This window comes from Rossellomorea aquimaris TF-12, from assembly GCF_001648555.1.
In the GTDB taxonomy this organism is placed as follows: Bacteria; Bacillota; Bacilli; order Bacillales; family Bacillaceae_B; genus Rossellomorea; species Rossellomorea aquimaris.
Window position 1 is genome coordinate 183772 of sequence record NZ_LQXM01000026.1, and the last position, 25773, is coordinate 209544.

Genomic DNA, 25773 nt, shown 5'->3' on the forward strand with positions numbered 1-25773 from the left:
TGTAGACGATTTGCTACAGTTACTTAAACATTATTCATTTGCTTCTAATTCTTCTTCAAAGAAAAACGTTCCAGGGTGTTCTTTTACGATATAAGAATATCGCTTCATGTTTTTAACATATTGCCATTTCATAACTGTCACTGATTCACCAGTTTCTTTTATCGTTACGATTGCACCATCACTATATCGATTTTTAGAAGATTTCATTCGGCACTTCCTTTCATATTTATTATACCATAAAAAATATGCTTCTTTTGTCTTATCCTAATCGGAAATAAGATTTAATTTGCTAATTCATTCGCCGAGTTTTATCTGAATATTTCATGTTTATACTATAAGTATAACCAAGAAATCAAAGGAATATGGAACGATTTTAGGTATTCGTTTTAGATCGAGCTTAGATCAAATTACAGCATTTTTCACTTTAGATGTCTGACCTTTAAATCTTACATCCCAACTACTTGATTATTTATTTAATTGCTGTTATTCTAAGGGAGAATTATTTTTGTTCGGTATACAAGGGAAGAACAAGATTTGCTTTTCACCTGATATCGCAAGAATAGTAATACATTGTGTGTAACGCACTTTAGGAGGCAACAAACATGGAAAATGGTAAAGTAAAATGGTTTAACGCAGAAAAAGGTTTTGGATTCATCGAAGTAGAAGGTGGAGACGATGTATTCGTACACTTCTCAGCGATTCAAGGTGAAGGATTCAAATCTCTTGACGAAGGTCAAGAAGTTTCTTTCGACGTAGAACAAGGCGCTCGTGGACCACAAGCAGCTAACGTTCGCAAAATGTAATTAAAACTTACTTTTCAAAAACAGACCCATTTTTGGGTCTGTTTTTTTGTTTTAATGACTGGACTGGTCTCAAGTGTAGAAAATAATTTTCGTTATTCACACTGATACGGGAAAATGTGTGATTTATACGGATAAAAAGATGAGGATTACAGATAAATATAGGATACTTACGGGATAAACCTATATTCCAACGCAATAATGAGCCAATTCAACGGAAATCAGACAATGACCTGACCTCATGTAGATAATAAATTAGAATAATTTTCGTTATTCACAGGGAAACGGATAAATCAGTATTTTTCACGCATAAAGGAATGAAATTTACGCAAAAATGTAGGATACCCCCGCAATAAATATACATTCCACCGTAAAAACAGCCAAATCAACCGATAAAAAACCCAACACTGTTCTGAGATAAATTTGATATTCCACAGAGATAATAAAAAAACGTCCATGAACTGTTCATGGACATTTTTATTATTTTCCTAAGTCTTTTTTGGTTATTTCACTTCGAATATTTATTTCTTTTGAGAATTCCGTGTCATTTCTCTTATTGTTAGGGTACTTGTTTTTTCGTTCACGATTATCATTCTTGTTGGTCAAAAGGTTGCCTCCTTCGTAAATGGTTGTACAGGAATAGGTTGTACAATGAATAAAATAATATGCTAGTTAATAAAAGACAGAATTTGTTCTTGGGCATCCCTTAGAAGCAAATGGAGCTCGAATTATGGTAAGTATGATGCATGAACTTGAACAAACGGGTGGTCGGTATGCACTACAAACCATGTGTGAAGGTCATGGTATGGCAAATGCTACAATAATACAAAGAAATCAATTAAGGAAAAAAGAGTGACTATGTCACTCTTTTTTGTTGAATTAAAGACATATAAGTCGTAATGAAAATTGTGCGTAACATGATATAGTAAGGAATGGAATGAAATGAATGTCTATATTTAAAAATTTATCATCGAGAAAAAAGGAGATAGAACCATGAAAAAAATCTATGAAAAGGTAATCCAGTTTCGTGACGAGAGAAACTGGGGTCCTAATCATAACGAAAAAGATTTAGCCTTATCGATTTCATTAGAAGCCAATGAGCTTCTTGAAAACTTTCAATGGAAGACGAGTGAAGAGGCTATTTCAAGTAATCATCAAAATATTAAAGAAGAAATGGCAGATGTACTCATTTATTTAGTTCAACTTGCTGATAAAATGAATGTTGATTTGGAAAAAGAGGTATATCAAAAATTAGAAAAAAACGCACGTAAATACCCAGTTTAAAGGGTTGGTGTATATTTATACCGGTAGGATTACCCCTCATTGGTCATGATCTTAATAAAGTCATTTACGAAGGCTTGGTAGTCCAGTGTAAGGTATATTTTTGTTTGCTGATTTTTTTCTTTTTGTTCTGAACCAACTCTGAAGTCAGCTAAAGATTGTCCTTTTTCTTCACCGCAGGTTTGCACTTTCACCTTTCGTTTAATAAAATTTCCAAAGTCCGGATTCATTAATATACTGAGGGTCACAACATCATGAAGAGGTGCTCCGTTAATTCCCGGAACTAATTCTTGATAAGCTTTGAAATAAAAATCAAATACATCGTCAAGAATAGATATGAGAGGGTTATTAGATTGTTTTTTAATCATTTGAATATGTTCAGTTGTTATGACAGCATTATTCGTGACATTCAAGGGAATAGTAGTTACGTTTTCTAAATAACCGAGAACAAAGTTGCTTGCAACAGGGTCTCCATGAAAATTTGCTTCAGCCAATTTTGTTACATTTCCTGGAACAAAATAAGCCCCTCCCATAATATAGAATTCTTTTATTTTCTTTTCGAAATTCTCATCCAAGATTAATGCGGTGGCGAGGGAGGTATTTCTTCCCACATCTACAACAATGGTGTCAGGGTGGTTTTCAATTATCTTAAATATTTCACTAAAGTTTAAGAGCTTCCCTTTAATCGTATCAGGAGGTTGGAGAGGACCTAAACCATCTTTCCCGTGGATTTCCGGATAATAAATAGGGTATTTACCCGTACAGGAACGTGTAGCCCCACCAATTAAAGGAATAGAGGTTTGATTTGCTAAGTCAAGTAAATAAGCAACATTATTTGTGGCTTGTTCCTTATCTATATTTCCGTACCCTGAAACAATCCCAACTATATTTATTTCAGGGTGTAGCAAGGCATACATAATGGCAATAGAATCATCTATTCCTGGGTCCGTAAAAAGCAAAATGTTTTTCATAAAGGATCCCCTTCCTTTGGATTTATTCCAATATATGTTATATCCCCTCCTTTAAGAATGAACTTAATTGCTTTTAAGTTAGATGGGAAAAATGAATTAGCCTATTCCTTTAGAGTAAGATAACTTATCCATTATGCCTTCATATGAATAAATGGCATAAAACTGTGGTAAATAGTGAGAGTACGAATGATTTTGTGTAGAATTGAGTGGAAATCGTCAAAATAAGATTGATGAAAAATATTTTTTCGATATATTTTAACAATGAAAATTTATTTCGTATTATAATATATACGGTGAATGGATTATTTAATACATACATTGAAAGGAATGAACGATTTGAATAAACAACAAATTGGAGTCGCTGGTGTTGGAGTAATGGGCAAAAGCCTTGCTTTGAATTTTGAAAGCAGAGGATATTCTGTTTCTATATATGATGTTTCAGATGAAAAAGTAAACGAAATTTTAAAGGAACACAGTAGCAAACAAATCATTGGTTCTAGCCAAGTAGCAGAATTTGTTCAATCACTTGAAACACCAAGAAAGATAATGCTTATGGTTCCAGCAGGTACTATAACAGATAAAGCCATTGAATCATTACTTCCACACCTGGATAAAGGTGACATATTAATTGATGGTGGAAATGCGTTCTACGAGGATACAATTCGCCGTAATAAAAGTTTAGAAGAAAAGGGCATCAATTTTATTGGAGCAGGTGTTTCTGGCGGAGAAGAGGGGGCACTGTATGGTCCTGCTATTATGCCTAGTGGCCAAAAAGAAGCATATGATCGGGTAGAACCATTCTTAACGAACATAGCGGCTAAGGTAAATGGAGAGGCATGTAGTACGTATATTGGACCTGATGGTTCCGGACACTATGTGAAAATGGTCCATAATGGAATAGAGTACAGTGATATGCAATTAATTTGTGAAGCATATTATCTTATGAAAAATGTGTTAGGCCTTGATGCAACAGAGCTTCATGACATTTTTAAAGAATGGAATGAAGGAGAGCTGGATAGCTACCTTATTGAAATTACAGCCGATATTTTCACAAAAGTAGATGAAGAGACAGGTAAGCCTCTTGTCGAAGTTATTTTGGATACAGCTGGTCAGAAGGGTACTGGAAAATGGACGAGTATAAGTGCTCTTGAGCTAGGTGTTCCTCTTTCAATCATTACAGAATCCGTTTTTGCCCGTTTCATTTCTGCCATGAAGGAAGAGCGAGTGAAGGCAAGTAAAATATTGAGAGGTCCCAAAAATAATAAATTTACAGGAAATAAAGAAGATTTCATTGAAATGATTCGCAAAGCTTTATACTTAAGTAAGATTTGTTCTTATGCTCAAGGTTTTGCTCAATTACAGTCTGCATCAGATGAACATAACTGGAATTTAAAACCTGGTGAAATTGCCATGATTTTTAGAGGAGGATGTATCATTCGTGCAGGATTTCTTCAAGAAATCAAGAAAGCCTACGATCGAGATGCAAGTTTAACTAATTTATTGTTGGATTCATACTTTAAGGAAATTGTAGAGTCTTATCAAGACGAAGCAAGGGAAGTCGTAGCGACGGCTATTAAACTGGGTGTACCAGTACCAGGTTTAGCTAGTGCGTTGGCTTATTATGACAGCTATCGATCTGAGTCGCTTCCAGCTAACCTGCTGCAAGCTCAACGTGATTATTTTGGTGCTCATACGTATCAAAGGATTGATAAAGAGGGAACCTTCCATACGGAATGGATTTCAAAATAAAAGACTAGAGGGAGTATTCAAGTTTCTCGAATCTTTCCCTAAACAAAAAATGAAACCTCCTTAATGATTTTAAGGAGGTTTCATTTTTGTATAAAAGGATTTTCTAGCCTATTCTTTACTAGATGAATCTTTTTTCGTATGATGCTTTTTCTTTTCTTCGCGCTGTTCCTTTTTCAAATCCTCAAGTGGAATGGGGTCGACATTTTGCTCGCTTTCATACCGATCAAGAATGCCATCATGATCCTTATTGATTTGTTCTGGATTGTCATTTGATCTTTTGCTCATAAATATCGTCCTCCTTTATATGAAATTCTCTCTTAATGGTATTCAATACCCTCAATTCTCTCTTAAAAACCTATTCAATTTAGAGTAATTCCCTATATTCATTCTGTGAAGGATTACAACAATATTTTCAGAAATCCTTAAATAAAAAACAGCACCTTAAGTTAGGTGCTGTTTTTTGTCAAACCGATTATATTTTCACTTCAACTTTAGCATTTTTCTTTAATTCTTCTACATGTTTCACTAGTTTTTCTTGTTTTTTCTGTTGTTCCAGTTGAGTCTTAATTTGAGGTTTAACTTCTTCAAATTTAGGAGCTTCTTTTGATTGATCTTGCCCTTGTTGACCAGCATATTGGTCATAGGCTTGTTTCATTTCTTCTTCAGTCACATCTTCAATCTTAATTTCTTTTTCAACATAGTTCGTGTATTTAATATTCTCAGCAATTTGAGTTTTCAACTCTTTCATTGTAAACCCAGCTTTTTTCATTGCTTCTTCAAATTTCTTTTCGTCACCATATTGCTTCTTTACTTCTTCTAATTGCTTGTTAATTTCGTCTTCAGAAGCTGTATAACCTTTTTCCTCTGCTTGTTGCATTAAAAGGGTTTGTCCTACAAGGCTATCAATCGTTTGGTCTTTAATTTTTTTTGCAGCATCTTTGCTCGTTGGGTCTTGTCCCATTTGTTGAAATTGCATTTGAGATTGACTTAGAACATTATTATAGTCTTCACCTTTGATTTTTTCATCGTTAACAATGGCTACAATTTTATCTTTTTCAATTTTTTGTTTATCCATTTTTTTCTGCATTTCTTCCATTTTCTTAGCTTGCTCTTCTTGAGCTTTTGCTTGATCTTTGCTATTTTCTTCTGTCTTTGGTTTATTGTCAGCTTGTTTCTGGCTTTCTTCATTCGCCCCACAAGCGGCTAGTACAAGAGACATTGTTGCTAATAAAAGTGTTGTAAGTAGTTTTTTCATAATGTGCTCCTTTCAAAACTAAGGTGTGATTCATGAAAAAAATCACTTAAAGGGAATTTTAAATGATAGAGGCAGAAAAAGAAACCTTTTTAGAAAAAAGTATTGATTGTAATAAGCATGAAATACATGAAGCAGTATATTCACTCCAATAATATACAGGATGAATGCGTTTACTAATATCTTGTAGTTCATTCATGAAATCTATTTGTAAATTAAAAAGTTATCAAAAAAAAGACAGGTTAAGGATAAAATCTCTCCTTAACCTGTAAAAAGGTAATACGGGGACCAAAGAATACGGTCAAACAGCCTTCATAAAAGAATTATAAATTTTTTATATACAATACTCAAACTTCATGAGGGAGGTTATTTCTCTTCTATTTGCAATAGAACACTTGAAATTAGACGGTTTCTAGTTTATTTAGTGAAAAAAATAATTCTAAGCATATTTTAAATGATAGAATTCAAATACTCTGAAAAATCCTGAAAATGTGCGTTCCCCCGCAGGCCCAACCGAAGATGCTCACTGACCGCCCTTAAGCATTCTCTAGCTGCAATCAACTACTACTTTCTTCTCTGAAATAGCAACAATGTTTAAGAAATTTAAATAAGAAATCCTTTGATAAAATAGGGATTCACTCGCTTTTGTCGAATATATAATAGAAGGGAAAATCTGTTTTTAGGGGAGAAAAAAAGATGATTAAATCCAAAGTAGAGGAAACTATTTTTTTAAACGATGATGTTGTTACAATGCTAGATTCACTTTTACGTGACCCTACACCTTTTTGGGATGAGTTCTATAAAGATAGAGATAAGAAGGTCCCATTTTTCATAAATGCACCTGATGAAAACTTAGTTCAATATATAGAAAATAGAAAGATTATAGCTCAGGATGCACTTGAGTTAGGGTGTGGACCTGGAAGGAATTCCATTTACCTTGCCTCTAAGAGTTGTTCTGTTGATGCCATCGATTTATCTCAGGAAGCGTTAAACTGGGCTAAGGAAAGGTCAAAAGAGCAGGGTGTTCAAGTTTCTTATCAATGTAAGGACCTATTCACTCTGGATGTTTCGGCTCAATCTTATGATTTAGTTTATGATTCAGGTTGCTTACATCATATTCCTCCACACCGAAGACCTCTTTATGTGGAAAAAGTCATGTCTGTATTAAAGCCTGGCGGTCATTTTGGTTTAACTTGTTTTGCTGCTGATGATGAGGATGATCGAAATGGAACTACACAAAGTGATTGGGATGTTTATAGAAATTGGAGTATGAAAGGTGGAATGGCATATTCCAAAGAAAAGCTAGAAAAAATATTTCAAGATTTTGAACTAATTGAAATGAGAAGAATGAATCATTCTTCTGATCCCAATCAAGAGTTTGGGTTATCGTTTCTATGGGCTTGTTTATTTCAAAAAAAATAAAAGAATGATTCTATTGAAAAATGCTTTCTAATTGTTTATGATGTAACAGAACACAAAATATAGTGTTCTTTTAATAATTTATAACTACATATTGATTATAACCGTAAGTATGGTGTCTAAGTAGACTTAAAAGGGAATCTGGTGAAAATCCAGAGCTGTCCCCGCAACTGTAAGTGCTGACGAAATAAGGAACTGCCACTGTCAAATTGATGGGAAGGCCTTAAAGTAGGGTGAAGCGCAAGTCAGGAGACCTGCCGTACTTATCACGTGTTATCTTCTTCGGGAATTGGGAGGATAGAACGAGGGTAGTATTTTAGACGGCTTTTGAGTCTATAATTTTATCAACGTTTTTAAGCCCATCCTCTATTGGATGGGCTTTTTTCGATCTTTCCCTCCTTAGGATAAGTGTAGTAAAGGGAGGAAAAAACAATGTCAGTTGTCGTTAAAGAATCAGAAAGTAAACAGAAACTCATTAGGCAAGGAAATGAAATGGTAAAAGAATTGGAAAGGGATTTTCCGTCACTTTGCTTTGAGGAGTTTAAAGATAAAGCAAATCGTTATGTCTATGATCATCCTGAAATCACAATAGAAAAACTCGTTCATTTATTTATTTTATTTTCAGTAGAAAAGATTTCTGCAACGGAACCTCAGTGGACCTATGTAGCAGCATCAATATATTTGAAAAATCTTTATGAATCTAGTGCAAAATCAAGAGGTTACTCTCACAAAGAAAAGTATGGTTCCTTTCAGCAATTAATTCATACCCTGACAGAGTTGAAATTATACAACCCTTTAATATTAAAGAAATATTCAAGGGATGAAATAGAGTATTTACACACAATCATGGACTCATCAAGAGATCAATATTTTACTTATATAGGAATTGTGACTCTGGCAGAACGATATTTAACCAAGTCTCATAATGGTGTTGTTTATGAGCTTCCACAAGAACGATTCATGATTATCGCCATGACCCTATTAATGAATGAGCCTAAAGAGAAACGACTGAAGCGAATAGAAGAAGCTTATTGGGCATTATCCAATCAGTATTTAACCGTTGGAACTCCAACCTTTGCAAATGCAGGGAAAAGCTATGGACAACTCTCAAGCTGCTTCATAGATACGGTTGAAGATGATTTGAGAAGCATTTATGACGCCAATACGGATGTATCTACACTGAGTAAAAATGGAGGTGGGTTAGGTATTTACTTAGGAAAGATTAGAAGCCGGGGAAGTGATATTAAAGGCTTTAAAGGTGTAAGTTCTGGTGTCATTCCATGGATGAAGCAACTTAATAATACTGCGGTATCTGTTGATCAACTAGGACAACGACAAGGAGCTATAGCTGTATATCTGGATATATGGCATAAAGATATCTTTCCTTTTTTAGATAGTCGATTAAATAACGGGGACGAACGTCAGCGAACTCATGATTTATTTACAGGAGTCTCACTGCCAGATCTTTTTATGGAGCAAGTAGAGAAAAGGGGAGATTGGTATTTATTCGATCCTCACGAAGTAAGAAGTGTCATGGGTTTTTCTTTAGAAGATTATTATGACGAGGAGAAAGGAAGAGGGAGCTTTCGAAAAAAGTATTGGGAATGTGTGGATAATCAAACTCTTTCTAAAGAAGTTGTTCCAGCTATTGAAGTCTTTAAACGGATCATGATTTCGCAACTGGAAACAGGAACTCCTTATATGTTTTATCGAGATACAGTGAATCAACAAAATAGCAACCGCCATAAAGGTATGATTTATTGTAGTAATTTATGTACTGAAATTACTCAAAATATGAGTGCCACTGTTATGGAAGAAGAAAGAGTGGAAGGCGGGAAAATCATAACGTACAAATCTCCAGGCGATTATGTTGTATGTAATCTGGCTTCCATTTCATTAGCTAAAGCAGTGACGGACAATGAGTTAGAAAAAGTTACTTCTATTGGAGTTCGCTTATTGGATAATGTAATTGACTTGAATGAAATTCCTGTGTTGCAAGCACAGTTAACGAATCAAAGGTACAGGGGGATAGGGTTAGGAACTTTTGGTTGGCACCACTTGCTGGCGCTAAAAGGAATACAATGGGAAGGTGAAGAAGCGGTGGAATACTGTGATTCCTTATATGAAGATATAGCTTATTATACAATCCAAGCTAGTCATGAATTAGCCAAGGAAAAAGGAGCATATCCTTACTTCAAAGGATCTGATTGGTCTACTGGAGCTTATTTCACAAACAAAAATTATTATGGGAAACGGTGGGTAACTTTAAAAAATAAAGTATCACGTAACGGAATGAGGAACGGTTATTTAATGGCCGTTGCTCCAAACTCTTCGACATCCATCATCGCAGGTTCAACTGCTGGCATCGACCCTTTGTTCAGGTTGGAGTATTCAGAAGAAAAAAAGGATTATAAGATCCCTGTAACTGCGCCAGATTTATCTCCAGAAACGAAGTGGTATTACAAAACTGCGTATAATCTTGATCAACATTGGAGTATTAAACAAAATGCTAAAAGACAGAACCATATTGACCAAGGTATAAGCTTTAATTTGTATGTTCGAAATGATATTCGAGCAAAAGACTTACTATTTTTGCATTTGGATGCATGGAGGTCAGGATTAAAAACAACTTACTATGTTCGATCAACATCCGTATCGAATTTTGAAGAGTGCGAAAGCTGTCACAGTTAATGGAAGGGGAGAAGGAATCTTGAATGGTTTACAACGAAGATTACTAATTGACTCAGAAGCACCAAATCAATCAACGGCTATTATTAACGGAAAAAGCTCGAACATATTAAATTGGGACGATGTACGTTTTCCGTGGGCATACCCAAAATATAAGAGAATGTTAGGGAATTTCTGGACGCCATTTGAAATAAATATGTCGAAGGATATAAAGCAATTTCCAACACTATCTACTAGAGAACAAGAGTCCTTTTTGAAAATCATTGGTCTGCTTGCTCTCCTTGATAGTGTTCAGACGGATTATGCTGGAAAGGTAGCAGATTATTTAACCGATTCTAGCTTGAATGCGTTAATGATAATTTTAGCACAGCAAGAAGTTGTTCATAATCATTCATATAGCTATGTATTGTCAAGTCTCGTTTCAAAGAAGAGACAGGATGAGGTGTTTGATTATTGGAAGCATGACCCCATTCTTAAGAAAAGAAACGAGTTTATCACCAATGGTTATAATGAATTTGTTCTGTCTCCAAACATTGAAAATCTTTTAAAATCCATTATTTTCGATGTGATTTTAGAAGGATTATTCTTTTATTCTGGATTTGCTTTCTTTTACAATTTGGCTAGGAATCAAAAGATGGTTGCTACAAGTACAATGATTAATTATATTAATCGAGATGAACAATTACATGTGGGTCTTTTTGAAAAGATTTTTAAAGAGATAATAAGAGAGAATCCAGTTTTTGGAACAGAAGAATTAAATAACTATGGAACAGAATCATTTCGAAAGGCTGCTCTGCTTGAAATCGAGTGGGGGGAAGAGATTATCGGCAACCACATGGATGGTCTAATGATGACTGACTTGTCTGATTATATTAAATTTATGGCGAATAAAAGAGCAAAACAGCTAGGGTTTAAAGAACCATTTGAAGGATACGAGAAAAACCCTTTAAGGTGGATTGTGGCATATCAGGAAGTGGATAGAGGAAAGACAGACTTCTTTGAACAAAAATCCAGGCAATATACGAAAACCTCCGATGCAAATGGCTTTGACGAGTTATAAAAAAAGGAGAGCGATGAAAATTGCTCTCCTTTTTCAAATACCACTATTTTTTTTCAATAAATGGTCCGTAATCTCTTCTCACATGCTGTACTCCTACCCATTTTACCGTAGTAAACTCCTCTAGAGCCCATTCTCCATTGAAGCGACCCAGTCCAGAGTCCTTTTCTCCTCCAAAAGGCATATGGGGTTCATCATTCACTGATTGATCATTGATGTGGATCATTCCAGTGTGGATAGTAGAAGCTAATGCAGTTCCTCTTTCTGTTGATGAATGAATGGCACCACTTAGTCCATATGGATGCTCATTCGCTAATTTCATGGCTTCCTCATCATCTTTGAAAGGGATGATAGCTGCTACCGGTCCAAAAATTTCATTTTTTGCTATCGGCATATGATTGTTTACTCCTGTTAAAACCGTAGGATAGAGCAGGTTACCTTCAGAGTTTCCTCCAAGAATCAGTTCTGCACCTTCTGCTTTACTGCTTTCAATATCCTTTAATATTCGATCTGCTTGATCTTGATCAATTAGTGGTCCGATTTGAGTGCCCTTATTTGCGGGATTTCCAACAGTTAAATCCTTTACCCTAGATACAAAAGCCTCAACAAATTCTTCATAGACCTCTTGTTGTACCATGATTCGATTTATAGACATGCAAATTTGACCTTGATGATAAAACTTGCCAAACAATGCAGATTCTACTGCGTTATGGATATCCGCATCATCTAAAACGATAAATACGTTATTTCCACCTAGTTCTAAAGCGGTTTTTTTAAGGTTCTTACCTGCAAGTTCTCCAATATGTCGTCCTACTTCAGTAGAACCTGTAAATGAGATTAACCTAGGTATAGGATGAGTCACAATGTCGTCCCCGATTTCTGAACCTTTTCCTACAACTACATTTAACAAGCCTTTTGGAAGTCCGGCTTCTTCAAAGATACTGGCGAATAATAAACCACCGGTAACGGGAGTGTGAGTAGCTGGTTTAACTACGACTCCGTTTCCTGTTGCCAATGCTGTCGCAATAGAACGGACGGCTAAGTGAAACGGGAAGTTCCAAGGACTGATTACACCTACGACACCTAATGGTTCTCGGTATACCCGATTTTCTTTCCCAGGTACTTGAGAAGGGAGTATTTTCCCTTCCATTCTATAAGGGTAAGTTACAGCTTCCTTCATACTATTAATGGAAACTTTTACTTCCCCAGCAGCTTTCATATACGTGCTTCCAGATTCTTTAATAAGCCAATCGATAATCATATCCTTATTTTGTTCAACAAGATGGACGGCTTTTTCCAGTATTTCTCTTTTAACTTGAGGTGGTTCTTGTGCCCACTTAGTTTGAGCTTGTTCTGATGACTTATAGGCGTGATCAACATCTTCCTTACTTGCTGCTTGAATAGTAAGAAGTTCTGATTGGTCAAAAGGGTTGGTATTTGTAATGACACTTTTGCTTCTACCTTTAACCCATTCTCCATTAATAAATAACTTATCAAAATTGGTTTGCATGATGGTTTCCTCCTAGTTTGTTTACATTCCTTGCTGAGTAGGGCGAACGATAATTTCGTTTACATCTACATGGTCTGGCTGGACAATTGCGTAAGAAATTGCTTTTGCAATATTTTCACTATCGAGAGGTTTCATCTCCTGTTCTTTAAAAGCTTCTAGAATATCTTCATCTGTAATGGTTTGGGTCAATTCTGTTGCTACTGCTCCTGGACTAATAATGGTGGTTCTTATATTGTGTGAGGCATTCATTTCTTGTCTTAACCCTTCTGTAATGGCTCTTACGGCATATTTTGTACCGCTGTATACGGAGCTACCCGGCATTACTTTATGCCCAGCAACAGAAGAAATATTGATAATATGGCCAGATTTTTGATCTTCCATGTACGGAAGAACAGCAGCAATTCCATAAAGAACCCCTTTTATGTTTACATCAACCATTTGATCCCATTCTTTAATTTTTCGTTTATTTATCAAAGAAAGAGGCATTAAGCCCGCATTATTTACTAAAATATCAATTCGTCCAAATCGCTCAATTGTTCTTTTTGCCAAGTGCTCCATTTCGTCTACTTTCGATACATCCGTTAGGGTATAGTCAACCTCACCCCCCATTTTTTCGATATCTTTTTTTAACTCTTGCAAGCGATCTTCTCGCCTAGCTGCAAGCATAACGGTAATGTTACTTGAAGCTAATTGTTTTGCAGTTGCTTGTCCTATTCCACTACTTGCTCCTGTAATAATCGCTACTTTTTTGGTTGTCATTTAGAATCCTCCTATTAAGAACTAAGATACGAGTTATTATTTACTACTTCTATTGTTTACACCCATAAAGAAAGTTTTAAACAAATCAAAGAGAGTTTAAGAAAGGATGTTTTCTTAAACTTTGTTTCCATTAATAAACCAACAGCTTGAAGTAAAAAGGGGGAGGCTTACTTCCTATTAAATTACTTTTTATCCCAATTTTAGCTATTTAATGTTTATTTGACGTTAATACGGGAATACATTAACTAGATTGAGAGAGGAGAGATTGTACATGGCAAATCATTCTACAGAAGATAAAATGGAAAGTAAGGTAGAAAGTACATTATCAAATATGTCCGAAGATAAAAAGGAAGACATTCTTTCAAATTTTGATCACTTTAAACAATACTTAGGTAATAAGGTATCATTAGCAGATAAGTTAGGATTGAATGAAGAACAACAAGCAAAAGCAGCTCAAAAAGTTGGAGATTATTTAGCAGCTCATGAGGAGCCGAAAAATAGAGAAGAAAAGTTATTATATGAATTATGGAAAGCCGGTAACAAAGACGAGCAGCATATGCTATCCCATATGTTAGTTAAACTGGTTCACTCTGAATCATAATTGTTAAAAGGTGCATACATGAGATGTATGCACCCTTTTATTGTGATAATTTAATGGTTTCTTCGACTTCTACTTCCACATTCCCTTTTAGAGCTCTAGAAATCATACAAGATTTCTCCGCTTTATAGAATAATTTTTTTGCAGTGGATACATTTTTTTCTGTACAGTCTGCTTCCAAAATCAGTTCTGGCTTATGAATGATTTTTTTATATGTAATGACCCCTTTTTCAACTTCAACAATTCCTTCAGAAACCATCGTGAGCATGCTTTTCTTAATTTTACTTCTTTCAAGCATAGCGGCTAGAGTAATGATGTAACAGGTAGCGGCAGCTCCAAGAAGCATCTCATCAGGATTCGTTCCAACACCTGGACCATCCATTTCTTTTGGAATTGATATCTTTGTATGGACGTTGGGGGATTGAAGAGATCCCACATCATTTCGTAAGCCGGGCCAATTTGTTTCGATATAGAAAGAGTGTTCTGCCATAAGTTAAGATAACCTCCTGGATTATTTAATAAAAGAAAGTATGTATTTAGGGACCATAATAATGATTTATGGCTGTAATTCAAAATCTTTAAGAAAAGTACCTACAAAAAAGACTCTACACAGAGTAGAGTCTTTTTTAAAGCATTCATTATGCTTTTGTAACGTTAGCAGCTTGGTCGCCACGGTTTCCTTGAACGATTTCAAATGAAACTTTTTGACCTTCTTCTAAAGTTTTGAATCCTTCGCCTTGAATAGCTGAGAAGTGAACGAATACATCGTCTCCACCTTCGCGCTCGATGAATCCGAAACCTTTTTCTGCGTTAAACCATTTAACTGTACCTTGTAACATATTAGTTACCTCCTCGTGTGTTCTCCACACAATTGTATTACTATTCTTGCTCTTCAAAACTTCAAGGCGAAAAGCTTAAAAACTTTGTCTATCCTTTAATTCCGAACAAAAATAATTCACATTAATAATAGCAAGAAATAATGAAGATTGCAAGCAATAGGAAATCCGATTTCTGGAAAATAGGACAAATGGAAGATTGGATAAAAAAGATTTAAAAAAAGGCGAAAAGAATAATTAAATATTGGTCCGCACTGCCCATAATTCAGGGAAAAACTGATGATCGAGAACTTTTTTTAAGTATCCAACCCCACTTGAACCACCTGTGCCTTTCTTGTGTCCTATAATCCGTTCTACTGTTTTCATGTGACGAAAACGCCATTGCTGTAACCAATCTTCAATATCGATAAGTTTTTCGGCGAGCTCATATAAATCCCAATATTTCTCTGTATCCTCATAAACTTTTGTCCAAGCATTTAATACTGATTCGTCTTCTCGGTAAGGTTTTGTGACATCTCTGTTCATGATGTCTTCATTGATGTTTAGTCCATTCGTAGCTAATGCAAGTATAGCGACATCATATAATGAGGGTGCTTCATATGCCTCTTTGAGTTGAGTTAATAGTATAGGGTCCTTTTTATAAATTTCCAGTACATGTGGTGTTTTATAGCCCAACGCAAATTCAATCATTCGGTATTGATAAGATTGAAATCCGGATGCTTGACCTAAATCATCTCTAAATTCAATATACTCAGACGGTGTAAGGGTAGACAACACATCCCATGCATGGATAATTTGAGATTGTATTTTTGATACACGGGACAACATTTTGAATGCTGGAGAAAGCTCTCCTGCTTTAATTGCTTCAATGCTGGCCCTAAGCTCGTGAAGGATAAGCTTCATCCAAAGTTCACTTACTTGATGGATCACAATAAATAGCATCTCATCATGATGTCCTGACAATCTTTTCTGACTATCTAATAATGTATCGAGTTGAAGGTAATCTCCATATGTCATTTTATTAATGAAATCAGTATGTACATGCTCATTTCCCATAGAATTTGTCTTATCTTTATTTGTCATGTGAGATCTCCCTTTCTGCTGTTCAAAAATTAGATAAAGGTAAAAAACCTTTCTTGTAGTAATTTCTCGAATGAAAGGGAAAAATCCTTTATTGATTCGCTTGAATATAGGAATACGGTTTTTTCACTATTCCTAGGTGATTAGAGGTGGAGGCTTAGTGCTTCCTTTTGCAGCATCAAAATGATTGAAATTCTATAGTTGGGGAACATAATAGTATTATCGTTTAATTAGGGGTACTCACTATGAACATGATCCACCATATTAAGCAGGTAGTCAGCCGCTTCTTTCAAGAACGGTTCTTTGATCAATCTGCTCAACTTGCTTATTATTTGTTATTATCGATTTTTCCGTTTTTAATTTTTGTCTTCTCCTTGATTAGCTATCTACCTATTTCAGAAACAAATGTGTTATTACTTATTAAACCGTTTGCTCCTGAACGATCCTATGCCATTCTTCAAAGTAATATAGATCGTATATTGTATGATCAAAGAGGTGATATTTTATCTATTTCCATCATTTTTACTTTCTGGTTAGCTTCCATGGCTGTACAATCAATGGTTCGTTCATTGAACCAGGCGTACAGAATAGAAAGAAAGAAGCCTTTTCTGATTGCCTTACTGTATGATTTATTACTAACAGTAGGGTTTATGATTTTAATTTCTTTCTCTCTTATTGTTCCAGTTGTTGAAGAATATGTTCGTCACGCTAGATTTACAGAAGGAAAGCTTGAAGGTGAGTGGAGCCAAGCGTGGGTACTTGGAAAATGGGGGTTAAGCTCTATTTTTATGATGGCGTTATTTATTTTCCTTTATTTAGTGGTACCGAGTAAGAGAATTTCATTTATTCATGTTATACCTGGAGCATTAGTTGCTACATTTGGTTGGCAGCTTGTCTCATTACTGTATGGAACGTATGTAAAGCTGAATGATTACACTCAATTTTATGGTCAATTGGGTAGTGTAATAACATTGGTTGTATGGTTTTATATTTCCTCAACTATTTTGTTAATAGGTGGATTGTTAAATGGGAGTGTTGCAGAGAAAAGTATTAAATAGCCATGTTTGGGTCGAGTATGAAATCGCGAAGATTTTATACTTTTTTTTTTAGGTTTTTTTCGCAAAGTTTGTTGTTTTTAAACATCTGCTAATTCCTCTGTCAACGAGTATATGCTAGAGGGTGAAGGTGGCTGATCCGCTTGTAGTTGGCGGTTTTAAAGCCATTTTTAATTAGAATCATTTTCATTATTCACAATGAAACGGAAAAACTTGTGTATTTCACGGATATGCTCCGGACTCATACGGATAAATAGTGAATCACCACGGATAAATCAAGGGTTTTCACTGATAGTTTCGAAAAATAACGAATAAAGGAATCAGCAAATAGCTAAATAAGAACAGAAACGAAAAAACCAAATTTTTAATTAATAATGAAACTAAATCTAATCCCATCCGTAAGAATAATCTAAAGAGGGTTGTCATAGTACAGCTAGTGGTAAGTGCAAATGACTGGAATAAAATCATTCGTATAAGAAGGAATATTAAAGGGGGATAAACAAATTGGTAACGTTACAAACTATGAGCTCTAGTGAGTTCCAAAAATATCTTGATATATCTGTTAAAGATTATGCGAAAGAAAAAGTGTTATCAGGAAATTGGGAAGAGGAAGAGTCTTTAGAGAAAGCAAAAGAAGAATTTGCTAAACTTTTGCCGAATGGTGAGAATACAGAAAATAATTACTTATATACGATTTTGAAAGAGAACAACCAAGATGTGGGTATTATATGGCTGGCTAAACAATCTTCTGAAAAAGCATTCATATATGATATAAGAATTTTAGAGGAGCATCAAGGAAAAGGATACGGGAAAGACGCGATGAAAAAGGTAGAAGAAGAAGCAAAACAAATAGGTGTACAAAAAATTGGACTTCATGTATTTGGTCACAATAAAGTTGCCAGGAATCTATACGAAAAAATTGGTTACAAAACCACCAACGTTGTGATGGAGAAGGAAATCTAAAGCATTCAACTTGAAACAAAAAAATCTCTGAGCCGCCACTCGGAGATTTTTTTGTTGTTACTATGACCATTCACTTGTTATTTTGAAGGAACGCTACAGGAATTACAATGCTTAAAGGAGTTAAACGGTATTTTCCTCTTTCATCATATTCACTAATTTCTTTGAAATGGTTAATAAAATCAAGCCTAAAATGATTGCTGTTGCCCCTATAACTGCAAAGATCTCTAAATAGCCAAGGGTAGCAGTTAAAGATGCTAATTGTCCGGCTAACAAACTGGCTACACCAATCGCTGCCATCCAAACGCCCATTAGTAAAGACGCGATCTTTACAGGTGCAACTTTACTTACTAATGAAAGTCCAACTGGAGACAGAAATAATTCCCCAAGAGTATGAAGAAGATAGGTGAAGATGATGAACAGTAAGTTTGCTTTTACAACCACATTTTGCTCGTCAGAACCTGTTTGTAAAACTGCTGGAATTAGTACCATGAAACCAAGACCTAGCAGGATCATTCCAAAGGCCATTTTAGTAGTCATATTGATATCTCCTCGTTTAGAATGAGATAATTTTAACCAGACGCTGGAGAGGATGGGAGCCAGAATAATAATAAATAAAGGGTTTACTGATTGAAACCAGGCAACTGGGATCGTGTATCCAAAAACATCCCGATCAATAAAGTTTTTTGTATACAATGTAAAGGAACTGCCCGCTTGCTCAAAACCTGCCCAAAAGAATACTACGAAGCAGGCAAGAATGAGAATTGCTGTTGTTCTCTGTTTTTCTTTTTTTGATAATGGAACATTTACGTTTGCATTTGCTTCCTCTGCTAAAGCTTTATTCGGTTTTAATCCCACTAAACCTAAATACCTTTTGCTTAATGTGCTAAATATGATTTGTCCAATGACCATTCCTATGGAAGAAGCTAGGAAAGCCCACTTAAACCCGTAATGCATCGATCCATCAGCCATCGTATTTAAGAATAGATCCTCTGCAAGAAACCCTGCGATAAGAGGAGCAAAAAAAGCACCAAGATTAATCCCCATATAAAAAATAGTGAAAGCAGCATCCTTACGCTTATCATTTCTTGGATAAAGTTCTCCAACGAGGGTAGAGATATTAGGTTTGAAAAAACCGTTTCCAATGACAAGTAAAGCCAAGCCAAAAAATAATCCCGTTTGAGAATGAGTTAGAAATATACTGAAATCCCCGCATGCCATCGTTATGCCACCAATGGTAATCGCTCTTCTCAGTCCAATATATCTATCTGTCAGCCAGCCACCAATAATCGGTGTGAAATAAACCGAACCAGTGTACATTCCGTATATCGATAAAGCTTTAGCTGAATCAACACCTAATCCTCCACTTATATATGCAGTCGTTAAATAGAGCACTAAAAGTGCACGCATACCATAGTAGCTATATCGCTCCCAAAGTTCAGTAAAGAACAGTAGGTATAAACCCTTTGGGTGTTTTTTACCTTGTGGTAATGTGTCTAGTTGCGAAGAATTCACGGCTTTATCACTCCCACTTTCATTTTTCAAGAAAAATTGTATCTAAAGGCTAAACATAAAATAACACCTTCATAGTATTCCCTTCATTAACATAGGCATGTACAAAAGGAGAGGATGAAGCAGATGAATATATTTAAAGGATGTTTATACTGTGGGAGAGATTCCTTAAGAGAAATGGAGTTTTTATATAGAGAAGAGTACTCTTTAGGTGCGGAAAAATCACCATTCACTACTAATGGAGAAAAAGTAGGAGGAAACATCACCTTTTTAATGTGTGATGATTGTGGGTTTATTCATCCATTTCATAAAGAGAAGAGAAAGAAATATATTAAACCAACCAAAGGAATCCAAAGGGAAATAAAGTGGAAGATTCGATGAATGTAGATGAAAAGAGCAGATGTCTTTCATTATATACAATTCATTACCACAATGATTGGTCGAGACTTTGTAGATTTGTAAGAATTCACGTTATAATGAAAGGTGGGAGGGATTTAACATGAATACATATCCAAATACAAAAAAAACGTTAGAATTAATTAAACAGTTAGTTGAAATTCCAAGTCCGTCAGGGAACACGAATCGAATCATGAATTTTGTAGAAGAGTATCTTTCAGATTTAGAATTAGAGATGTCTCGCAATAAAAAAGGAGCTCTTATCATTACATTGCCAGGAAAAGATACCCTTAGACATCGGATGCTTACAGCTCATGTTGATGCATTAGGAGCAATGGTAAAAGAAATTAAGAGTGATGGACGTTTACGTTTATCCATGATTGGCGGATTTCGATGGAACGCCGTTGAGGGTGAATATTGTGAGATAGAAACATCCACAGGAAAGACGTTTAGTGGAACAATTTTAATGCATCAAACAAGTGTCCATGTATATAAAAATGCAGGTGATGCGAAGCGTGACGAAACAAATATTGAAGTTCGTATTGATGAGAGAGTACGAAATGCTAAAGAGGTAAGAGAGCTGGGAATTGAAGTAGGAGATTTCGTTTCATTTGATCCCCGTGCTGAGATCACAGAAAGTGGATTTATCAAGTCTCGTCATTTAGACGATAAAGCTAGTGTCGGGATGTTACTACAATTAATTAGGCAGATAAAATCAACAGGTGTAGAACTTCCTTATACAACTCACTTCTTAATTTCCAATAACGAAGAAATTGGATACGGTGGTAATTCCAATATTCCAGAAGAAACCATTGAGTATTTAGCTGTGGACATGGGAGCGATTGGTGATGGTCAGCAAACAGATGAGTTTACGGTTTCTATATGTGCGAAAGATTCCAGTGGACCTTATCATTATGAGTTAAGAAAGCATTTAGTACAATTAGCAGAAGAGAACGGTATTGACTATAAAGTAGATATTTATCCTTACTACGGATCAGATGCATCAGCAGCTATTCGAGCAGGCTTTGATATTGTTCATGGTTTAATAGGTGCAGGAATCGATGCTTCACATGCTTACGAACGTACACATGAATCTTCAATTTTACATACGGAAAAGTTATTGTGGCATTATGTTCAATCCAAAATGGTTGTAGAGTAAGTTTCCTTAGAGTCTTTCATGAACCTATTAAAAATAGGTGTGTGAAAGACTCTTTTATCGTTTTAATCTAATAAACGATGGGTATAGAAATAGTAATCAAGATATTAAAAATGTTTTCTATTTAGGAGGTATTTCTCTTATCAAAGGGAAGATGATAAGATACAATATAATTAATCAAAATTGGATTATTGAGAGGGAATAGTATGAATACATATAATTTATTAGAAAGTCTTAAATTAAAAAAAGTTCATGGAGAACTTCCAGCTGAAATAAATGGAATACACGTAGATTCTCGTAAAGTAGCGGATGGAAGTGTGTTTATTTGTACTAGAGGCTATACCGTAGATGGACACGATTTTGCTCAAAAAGCGGTAGAAAATGGTGCCAGACTAATCATCGCTGAAAAGCAGTTAGATATTGACTTAGAAAAAGCAGCATTAGTAGTGGTAAAGGATTCTTTTAAAGCATTGGCTCAACTGTCCAATAAATATTATGATTATCCATCCCAAAAGCTAAATGTTATAGGGGTGACCGGTACCAATGGAAAAACCACCGTGACAAACCTCATTCATTCCATTTTAAAAGAGGATAATCAACGTTCTGCTCTTTCTGGTACGATTGGCTTTAACTTAGATGGGGAATTGCTCCCAAGTGAAAATACAACTTGTGATAATTTAACCAATCAGCAAATGCTTCAAAAAGCTTTAGATAGAAATATAGAGAACTTTACTCTAGAAGTATCCTCACATGGACTTGCATTAGGTAGACTATGGGGAATTGATTTTGATGTTGTGGCTTTTACAAATTTAAGTCACGATCATTTGGATTACCATGAAACAATGGAGCATTACGGATATGCCAAAGGGCTATTGTTTTCCCAATTAGGGCAAGACCTGCAAAACCCTAAGTATGTTGTATTAAATGCAGATGATGAATGGTACCATCGTTATAGTTATATGACTCCACATGAAATCATTAGCTATGGACTGGAATCAAACGCAGATTTCAAAGCTGAAGATATTGAGTATTATAATGATTCTACAAAATTCACATTACATTCTCCTGATGGAATATTTGAAGTGGAGATGCGACTATTAGGTAAATTTAATGTTTACAATGTCCTTACGGCAATGGCCTGTCTTTATGCAAGAGGAGTGGAGGTTTCTCGCTTAGTGGATATTATCCGTAATTTGCCTCCTGTAAACGGTAGAATGGAAAAGGTGGAGATGGAAGCTCCATTATCTGTTTATATTGACTATGCTCATACACCGGATGCCATTGAAAATGCGATTCAGTCCGTCCTTCCTTTTAAAGAAAATAAAATTATTTTTCTAGTAGGTACAGGTGGAAATCGTGATAAATCCAAGCGTCCTACTATGGCAGAGAAAGCTTCTTTAGCAGACTATGTTATTCTTACTACAGATGATCCTCGATACGAAGAATATGATAGTATTTTAAATGATCTTGGAAAAGGAATGCAGCACGATCAATATGCTTTAATTGGAGATCGAGCTGAAGCTGTTAAGCATGCAATCAAAGTGAGCGAACCGGGTGATATTATTATCTTTGCTGGAAAAGGGCATGAAGATTATCAAATAATTGAAAATACCAAATACCCTCACAGTGACAAAAATATTGCTATTGAAGAGAGCAAGTCAAAGTATGTTTCAACTAAATAAATACAGGAAAAGCAGGCCCTTACATGGCCTGCTTTATTTGTATCTTATGCTACAAATAAGTAAAAAAAAGGAAAAAAAGATAGACTATATTATTTATTATTGTTAAATTAAGAATACTATAAAAAATAAGAGATGAAAGAATGAAGAATATGAAATTTTCTTTGTATTTAAATGACTATGAGACAGAAAAATTATTCTCATATTTGAGATGGTTATTTGTGTTCATTGCTTCTATATTGTTTTATGTACCTCCATTCTCTTTGAATTTATCTACAAATAAAGCCATCTTTCCCTATTTATTAGTTACTGGTGTCCTTTACATGCTGATTGCCCAGATTGCACTATTAAAGGCAAGGGAGGATAAGAAAACTTTACATATTGTTTTAAAAGTAGGAATTCTTTTTGATTATATTGCTTTAATTTGGTTAATGGCTTTATCTGACGGGATACATAGTCCTCTTTATCCTATTTCTATTCTGTTTGTCATGCATTCAACTATTTACTGGAGAACTAAAGGGGCATTGATTTCTCTCTCTGCATTCAGCTTAAGCTACATAGGAATGGGAATGATAACAGAAAACCTCAGTCAATTTCATCATGCTTTTACACTGTTTTTTAATTTGTTTTTCTTATGGATTATTGGGTTGTTTGGAGCTCTCATTATGTTGAGAGAACGATCTCATTTTGTTCAGAAAGAAGCTTATCATCACCTTGTTCATCGGGATTACCTTTCAGGTTTATTCAATCATCGATCATTTCAAGAAAAATTCAGAAGAAAATTAGAATCAAATAATCATTTTTTCTTATTATTAGGAGATATTGACGATTTTAAAAAAGTAAATGATGAATACGGTCATTTAATAGGGGACGAAGTGATTAAATCAGTAGGAGAAATTTTGTTAGCTCTTACTGAGGAATATGATGCAGAACCATATCGGTATGGAGGAGAAGAATTTGCTCTTCTTATGCCAAAGATGACGGAAGAAACCTTGAAACAATTTTTGTCTGATTTATATTTAAGAATAAAGAACGTAAATACTGCTTCGATTTCAATGAGCTTTGGTCTGGCTTGTTCGAATGAAAGTAATGAACCTGAAAAACTTATCTCCCTAGCCGATCAAAGGCTGTACATTGCAAAAAAATCAGGAAAGAAAAGAGTTTATTTAAGCAGTGACGAAGTATTTATACCAGAGTGTGAAAGAGTGGATAAAAAAGCTCTATATTCGTAAATATTAAAAATAAAAGAGAAGGCGTGAGCCTTCTCTTTTATTAAAATGAATTAAACAAACATTCCTGCGATTGCAGCGCTTAGTAAGGAAGCTAATGCCCCTGCAATTACCGCTCTAACACCTAAGCGAGCAATATCGCTTCTTCTGTTAGGTGCAAGCTCTCCTAATCCTCCAAGCAGTATAGCTAAAGAGGAGATATTCGCGAATCCACATAAAGCAAATGAAACAATAGCAACCGTTTTGTCAGAAAGACTACCAATTTCAGGTGCAAATGCAGAGTAAGCTACGAATTCATTGATAACGATTTTTTGACCAATGAAGTTACCAGCTAAAACAGCTTCGCTCCAAGGAACACCAATGGCAAATGCTAATGGTGCAAACGCGTAACCTAGAATTAATTCAAGGGATAAGTTCTCAAGACCGAATAATCCTCCGATCCCTCCAAGAATTCCGTTTATTAATGCAACAAGAGCAATAAATGCAAGTAGCATAGCTCCAATATTTAGAGCTAATGAAAGTCCAACGCTTGCTCCTTTAGCAGCAGCGTCAATGACATTTGTCGAATCAGTATCCGCTTCCATTTCAAAGGAATCTGGTTCTGGCGAATTGTCTGTTTCAGGAACAAATAATTTAGCCATAACTAACCCTGCTGGAGCAGCCATGAAGCTTGCTGCTAATAAGAATTCAAGTGGTACTCCTAATAATGAATATCCAATAAGTACAGATCCGGCAACAGAGGCTAGTCCACCTGTCATTACAGCGAATAATTCTGATTCCGTCATCTTTGCAAGGAAAGGACGTACAACAAGAGGAGCTTCTGTTTGTCCAACAAAAATATTGGCAGCAGCAGACATTGATTCAGCTTTTCTTGTTCCAAGAAGCCAAGATAATCCTCCACCTAAAATCTTAATAAAGAATTGCATGATTTTTAAATAATAAAGTACTGAAATTAAAGATGAGAAGAATATTACGACAGGAAGAATATTAAATGCGAATACAAACCCGATATTTGATTCTTCTGTATAAATTCCACCAAATAGAAAGTTAATTCCTTCGTTAGAGAAATTAATAATTTGGTTAACACCTTTTGTCAGACCTTCTAATCCATTCTGTCCCCAACTTGTTTCCAATACAAGAAAAGCAAAAATTAATTGTATTGCAAGTCCACCTAGGACAGTTCTGAGATTAATACGCTTTTTATTGTTTGAAAATGCAAAAGCAATTCCTAGAACAACTATAATACCTAAAACACCCCATAAATATTGCATTACCTTTCACCTCTTCAATATAAGTAATAAACTTGATGCATTCGGAATTTTATTTTACAATTCTTTCAGAGGTCTGACAACCTATAAAATCTTATTTTTTTAAAGGTTGTACGGACAAGTTCGTCATTAGTATGCGCAAATACAGCGTTTTCATGAAAGGGGATTCATCAAATGAAAATAAGAAAAAATTTTTTGGAAGCCTTGGAACAAAAAGTATATATCTATGAAAACAAGAAAGAAGAGTTTATTTTAATTGCCGTTCCTGATATGGAATGGTCCTATTCTTTTACATATGAAGAAGACGATATTCAGTCAAAACTTAGGAAGTCTTTGAACGAAAGAATCTCAGAAGACAAGGCAGAAAGTTTAAGCTCGAGAATAATGCAGTGGACTAGAGAAATGTAAAAGGATAAAAGCTTCTTATAGTATTAAGAAGAAACCAAGGGATTATTCATTCTTTCTTTTGTTGCATTGTTACTTTAGAAGGAATATGATGAAAAAGTGATAATGACGAG

General features: G+C 35.1%; 26 protein-coding genes, 1 pseudogene and 1 riboswitch. Of the genes and pseudogenes, 15 read left to right on the top strand and 12 right to left on the bottom strand.

The genetic code is table 11. The annotated features are described in order from the left end of the window. Nucleotides 1-30: 30 nt before the first annotated feature. Entirely contained in the window at nucleotides 31-207 is a 177-nt protein-coding gene (locus tag IQI_RS20830) for a hypothetical protein (protein WP_197489728.1), read from the bottom strand. Nucleotides 208-602: 395 nt separating this feature from the next. Here IQI_RS20830 and IQI_RS08910 point away from each other — a divergent pair, with 395 nt between their 5' ends. Continuing rightward, entirely contained in the window at nucleotides 603-803 is a 201-nt protein-coding gene (locus IQI_RS08910; RefSeq protein WP_064092298.1) for a cold-shock protein, read from the top strand. A gap of 477 nt (nucleotides 804-1280) precedes the next feature. On the opposite strand, the gene IQI_RS21170 is transcribed toward IQI_RS08910, so the two are convergent. Further along, the gene (locus IQI_RS21170) at nucleotides 1281-1406 is read right to left on the bottom strand and encodes a hypothetical protein (RefSeq protein ID WP_268874482.1); all 126 of its coding nucleotides are present in this window, start codon (nucleotides 1404-1406) and stop codon (nucleotides 1281-1283) included. An 88-nt stretch (nucleotides 1407-1494) separates the two neighbouring features. On the opposite strand from IQI_RS21170, the pseudogene IQI_RS20275 reads away from it, so the two are divergent. Both IQI_RS20275 and IQI_RS08915 read left to right on the top strand, forming a co-directional pair. After that, nucleotides 1495-1656: pseudogene (locus IQI_RS20275) on the top strand (hypothetical protein); the annotation flags it as partial. A gap of 137 nt (nucleotides 1657-1793) precedes the next feature. Next, entirely contained in the window at nucleotides 1794-2084 is a 291-nt protein-coding gene (locus tag IQI_RS08915) for a nucleotide pyrophosphohydrolase (protein ID WP_064092299.1), read from the top strand. A 29-nt stretch (nucleotides 2085-2113) separates the two neighbouring features. Here the strand turns inward: IQI_RS08915 and IQI_RS08920 are convergent, their stop codons facing one another. Further along, nucleotides 2114-3052, bottom strand: a complete 939-nt coding sequence (locus tag IQI_RS08920) for a nucleoside hydrolase (RefSeq protein ID WP_064092300.1) — start codon at nucleotides 3050-3052, stop codon at nucleotides 2114-2116. Between the two features lie 336 nt (nucleotides 3053-3388). Between IQI_RS08920 and gndA the strand changes: the two genes are divergently transcribed. Further along, complete coding sequence (gndA, locus tag IQI_RS08925) at nucleotides 3389-4801, top strand: NADP-dependent phosphogluconate dehydrogenase (protein ID WP_064092301.1); 1413 nt, start codon at nucleotides 3389-3391, stop codon at nucleotides 4799-4801. A gap of 108 nt (nucleotides 4802-4909) precedes the next feature. On the opposite strand, the gene IQI_RS20835 is transcribed toward gndA, so the two are convergent. Continuing rightward, nucleotides 4910-5086 (bottom strand): hypothetical protein, encoded by a 177-nt coding sequence (locus tag IQI_RS20835; RefSeq protein ID WP_197489729.1) that lies wholly within the window; start codon nucleotides 5084-5086, stop codon nucleotides 4910-4912. A 187-nt stretch (nucleotides 5087-5273) separates the two neighbouring features. After that, the gene (locus tag IQI_RS08930) at nucleotides 5274-6056 is read right to left on the bottom strand and encodes a SurA N-terminal domain-containing protein (protein WP_064092302.1); all 783 of its coding nucleotides are present in this window, start codon (nucleotides 6054-6056) and stop codon (nucleotides 5274-5276) included. 693 nt (nucleotides 6057-6749) lie between these two features. On the opposite strand from IQI_RS08930, the gene IQI_RS08935 reads away from it, so the two are divergent. From IQI_RS08935 to IQI_RS08945, 3 genes are all read left to right on the top strand, one after another. Then, entirely contained in the window at nucleotides 6750-7475 is a 726-nt protein-coding gene (locus tag IQI_RS08935; protein ID WP_064092303.1) for a class I SAM-dependent methyltransferase, read from the top strand. 93 nt (nucleotides 7476-7568) lie between these two features. Next, a riboswitch (cobalamin riboswitch) is annotated at nucleotides 7569-7748 on the top strand. Between the two features lie 156 nt (nucleotides 7749-7904). Beyond that, nucleotides 7905-10163, top strand: a complete 2259-nt coding sequence (locus IQI_RS08940; protein WP_082892642.1) for a ribonucleoside-diphosphate reductase subunit alpha — start codon at nucleotides 7905-7907, stop codon at nucleotides 10161-10163. Between the two features lie 19 nt (nucleotides 10164-10182). After that, nucleotides 10183-11220 carry a ribonucleotide-diphosphate reductase subunit beta gene (locus IQI_RS08945; RefSeq protein ID WP_408007231.1) on the top strand — a complete coding sequence of 346 codons (1038 nt, stop codon included), beginning with the start codon at nucleotides 10183-10185 and terminating at the stop codon, nucleotides 11218-11220. A gap of 43 nt (nucleotides 11221-11263) precedes the next feature. Here the strand turns inward: IQI_RS08945 and IQI_RS08950 are convergent, their stop codons facing one another. Both IQI_RS08950 and IQI_RS08955 read right to left on the bottom strand, forming a co-directional pair. Then, complete coding sequence (locus IQI_RS08950) at nucleotides 11264-12727, bottom strand: aldehyde dehydrogenase family protein (RefSeq protein ID WP_064092304.1); 1464 nt, start codon at nucleotides 12725-12727, stop codon at nucleotides 11264-11266. A gap of 21 nt (nucleotides 12728-12748) precedes the next feature. Continuing rightward, nucleotides 12749-13486 (bottom strand): SDR family oxidoreductase, encoded by a 738-nt coding sequence (locus IQI_RS08955; protein WP_064092305.1) that lies wholly within the window; start codon nucleotides 13484-13486, stop codon nucleotides 12749-12751. Between the two features lie 271 nt (nucleotides 13487-13757). Between IQI_RS08955 and IQI_RS08960 the strand changes: the two genes are divergently transcribed. Continuing rightward, nucleotides 13758-14087, top strand: a complete 330-nt coding sequence (locus IQI_RS08960) for a DUF3243 domain-containing protein (protein WP_064092306.1) — start codon at nucleotides 13758-13760, stop codon at nucleotides 14085-14087. 37 nt (nucleotides 14088-14124) lie between these two features. On the opposite strand, the gene IQI_RS08965 is transcribed toward IQI_RS08960, so the two are convergent. From IQI_RS08965 to kynA, 3 genes are all read right to left on the bottom strand, one after another. Next, a complete protein-coding gene (locus IQI_RS08965; RefSeq protein ID WP_064092307.1) occupies nucleotides 14125-14574 on the bottom strand; it encodes an OsmC family protein in 450 nt (149 codons plus the stop codon). A gap of 148 nt (nucleotides 14575-14722) precedes the next feature. Then, complete coding sequence (locus tag IQI_RS08970) at nucleotides 14723-14923, bottom strand: cold-shock protein (protein WP_064092308.1); 201 nt, start codon at nucleotides 14921-14923, stop codon at nucleotides 14723-14725. 234 nt (nucleotides 14924-15157) lie between these two features. Continuing rightward, nucleotides 15158-16003 carry a tryptophan 2,3-dioxygenase gene (gene kynA, locus IQI_RS08975; RefSeq protein WP_064092309.1) on the bottom strand — a complete coding sequence of 282 codons (846 nt, stop codon included), beginning with the start codon at nucleotides 16001-16003 and terminating at the stop codon, nucleotides 15158-15160. Nucleotides 16004-16245: 242 nt separating this feature from the next. Here kynA and IQI_RS08980 point away from each other — a divergent pair, with 242 nt between their 5' ends. Next, entirely contained in the window at nucleotides 16246-17058 is an 813-nt protein-coding gene (locus tag IQI_RS08980) for a YihY/virulence factor BrkB family protein (protein ID WP_082892643.1), read from the top strand. 501 nt (nucleotides 17059-17559) lie between these two features. Then, on the top strand, nucleotides 17560-18018 hold the full coding sequence (locus IQI_RS08985) for a GNAT family N-acetyltransferase (protein ID WP_064092310.1): 459 nt from the start codon (nucleotides 17560-17562) through the stop codon (nucleotides 18016-18018). 120 nt (nucleotides 18019-18138) lie between these two features. Here IQI_RS08985 and IQI_RS08990 read toward each other — a convergent pair whose 3' ends face one another. Continuing rightward, nucleotides 18139-19530, bottom strand: a complete 1392-nt coding sequence (locus tag IQI_RS08990; RefSeq protein ID WP_064092408.1) for a peptide MFS transporter — start codon at nucleotides 19528-19530, stop codon at nucleotides 18139-18141. A 123-nt stretch (nucleotides 19531-19653) separates the two neighbouring features. Between IQI_RS08990 and IQI_RS08995 the strand changes: the two genes are divergently transcribed. The 4 genes from IQI_RS08995 (at nucleotide 19654) to IQI_RS09010 (ending at nucleotide 23990) form a co-directional block, all read left to right on the top strand. Continuing rightward, nucleotides 19654-19908 (top strand): hypothetical protein, encoded by a 255-nt coding sequence (locus IQI_RS08995; protein ID WP_064092311.1) that lies wholly within the window; start codon nucleotides 19654-19656, stop codon nucleotides 19906-19908. 118 nt (nucleotides 19909-20026) lie between these two features. After that, on the top strand, nucleotides 20027-21082 hold the full coding sequence (locus IQI_RS09000) for a M42 family metallopeptidase (protein WP_064092312.1): 1056 nt from the start codon (nucleotides 20027-20029) through the stop codon (nucleotides 21080-21082). Nucleotides 21083-21285: 203 nt separating this feature from the next. After that, complete coding sequence (locus IQI_RS09005; RefSeq protein ID WP_064092313.1) at nucleotides 21286-22761, top strand: UDP-N-acetylmuramoyl-L-alanyl-D-glutamate--2,6-diaminopimelate ligase; 1476 nt, start codon at nucleotides 21286-21288, stop codon at nucleotides 22759-22761. A gap of 140 nt (nucleotides 22762-22901) precedes the next feature. Beyond that, on the top strand, nucleotides 22902-23990 hold the full coding sequence (locus IQI_RS09010) for a GGDEF domain-containing protein (RefSeq protein ID WP_064092314.1): 1089 nt from the start codon (nucleotides 22902-22904) through the stop codon (nucleotides 23988-23990). Nucleotides 23991-24040: 50 nt separating this feature from the next. Here IQI_RS09010 and IQI_RS09015 read toward each other — a convergent pair whose 3' ends face one another. Further along, nucleotides 24041-25258, bottom strand: coding sequence for a NupC/NupG family nucleoside CNT transporter (locus tag IQI_RS09015; RefSeq protein WP_064092315.1), 1218 nt, complete (start codon nucleotides 25256-25258; stop codon nucleotides 24041-24043). A gap of 171 nt (nucleotides 25259-25429) precedes the next feature. Between IQI_RS09015 and IQI_RS09020 the strand changes: the two genes are divergently transcribed. Then, nucleotides 25430-25663 carry a YueH family protein gene (locus tag IQI_RS09020; RefSeq protein ID WP_064092316.1) on the top strand — a complete coding sequence of 78 codons (234 nt, stop codon included), beginning with the start codon at nucleotides 25430-25432 and terminating at the stop codon, nucleotides 25661-25663. Nucleotides 25664-25773 lie beyond the last annotated feature (110 nt).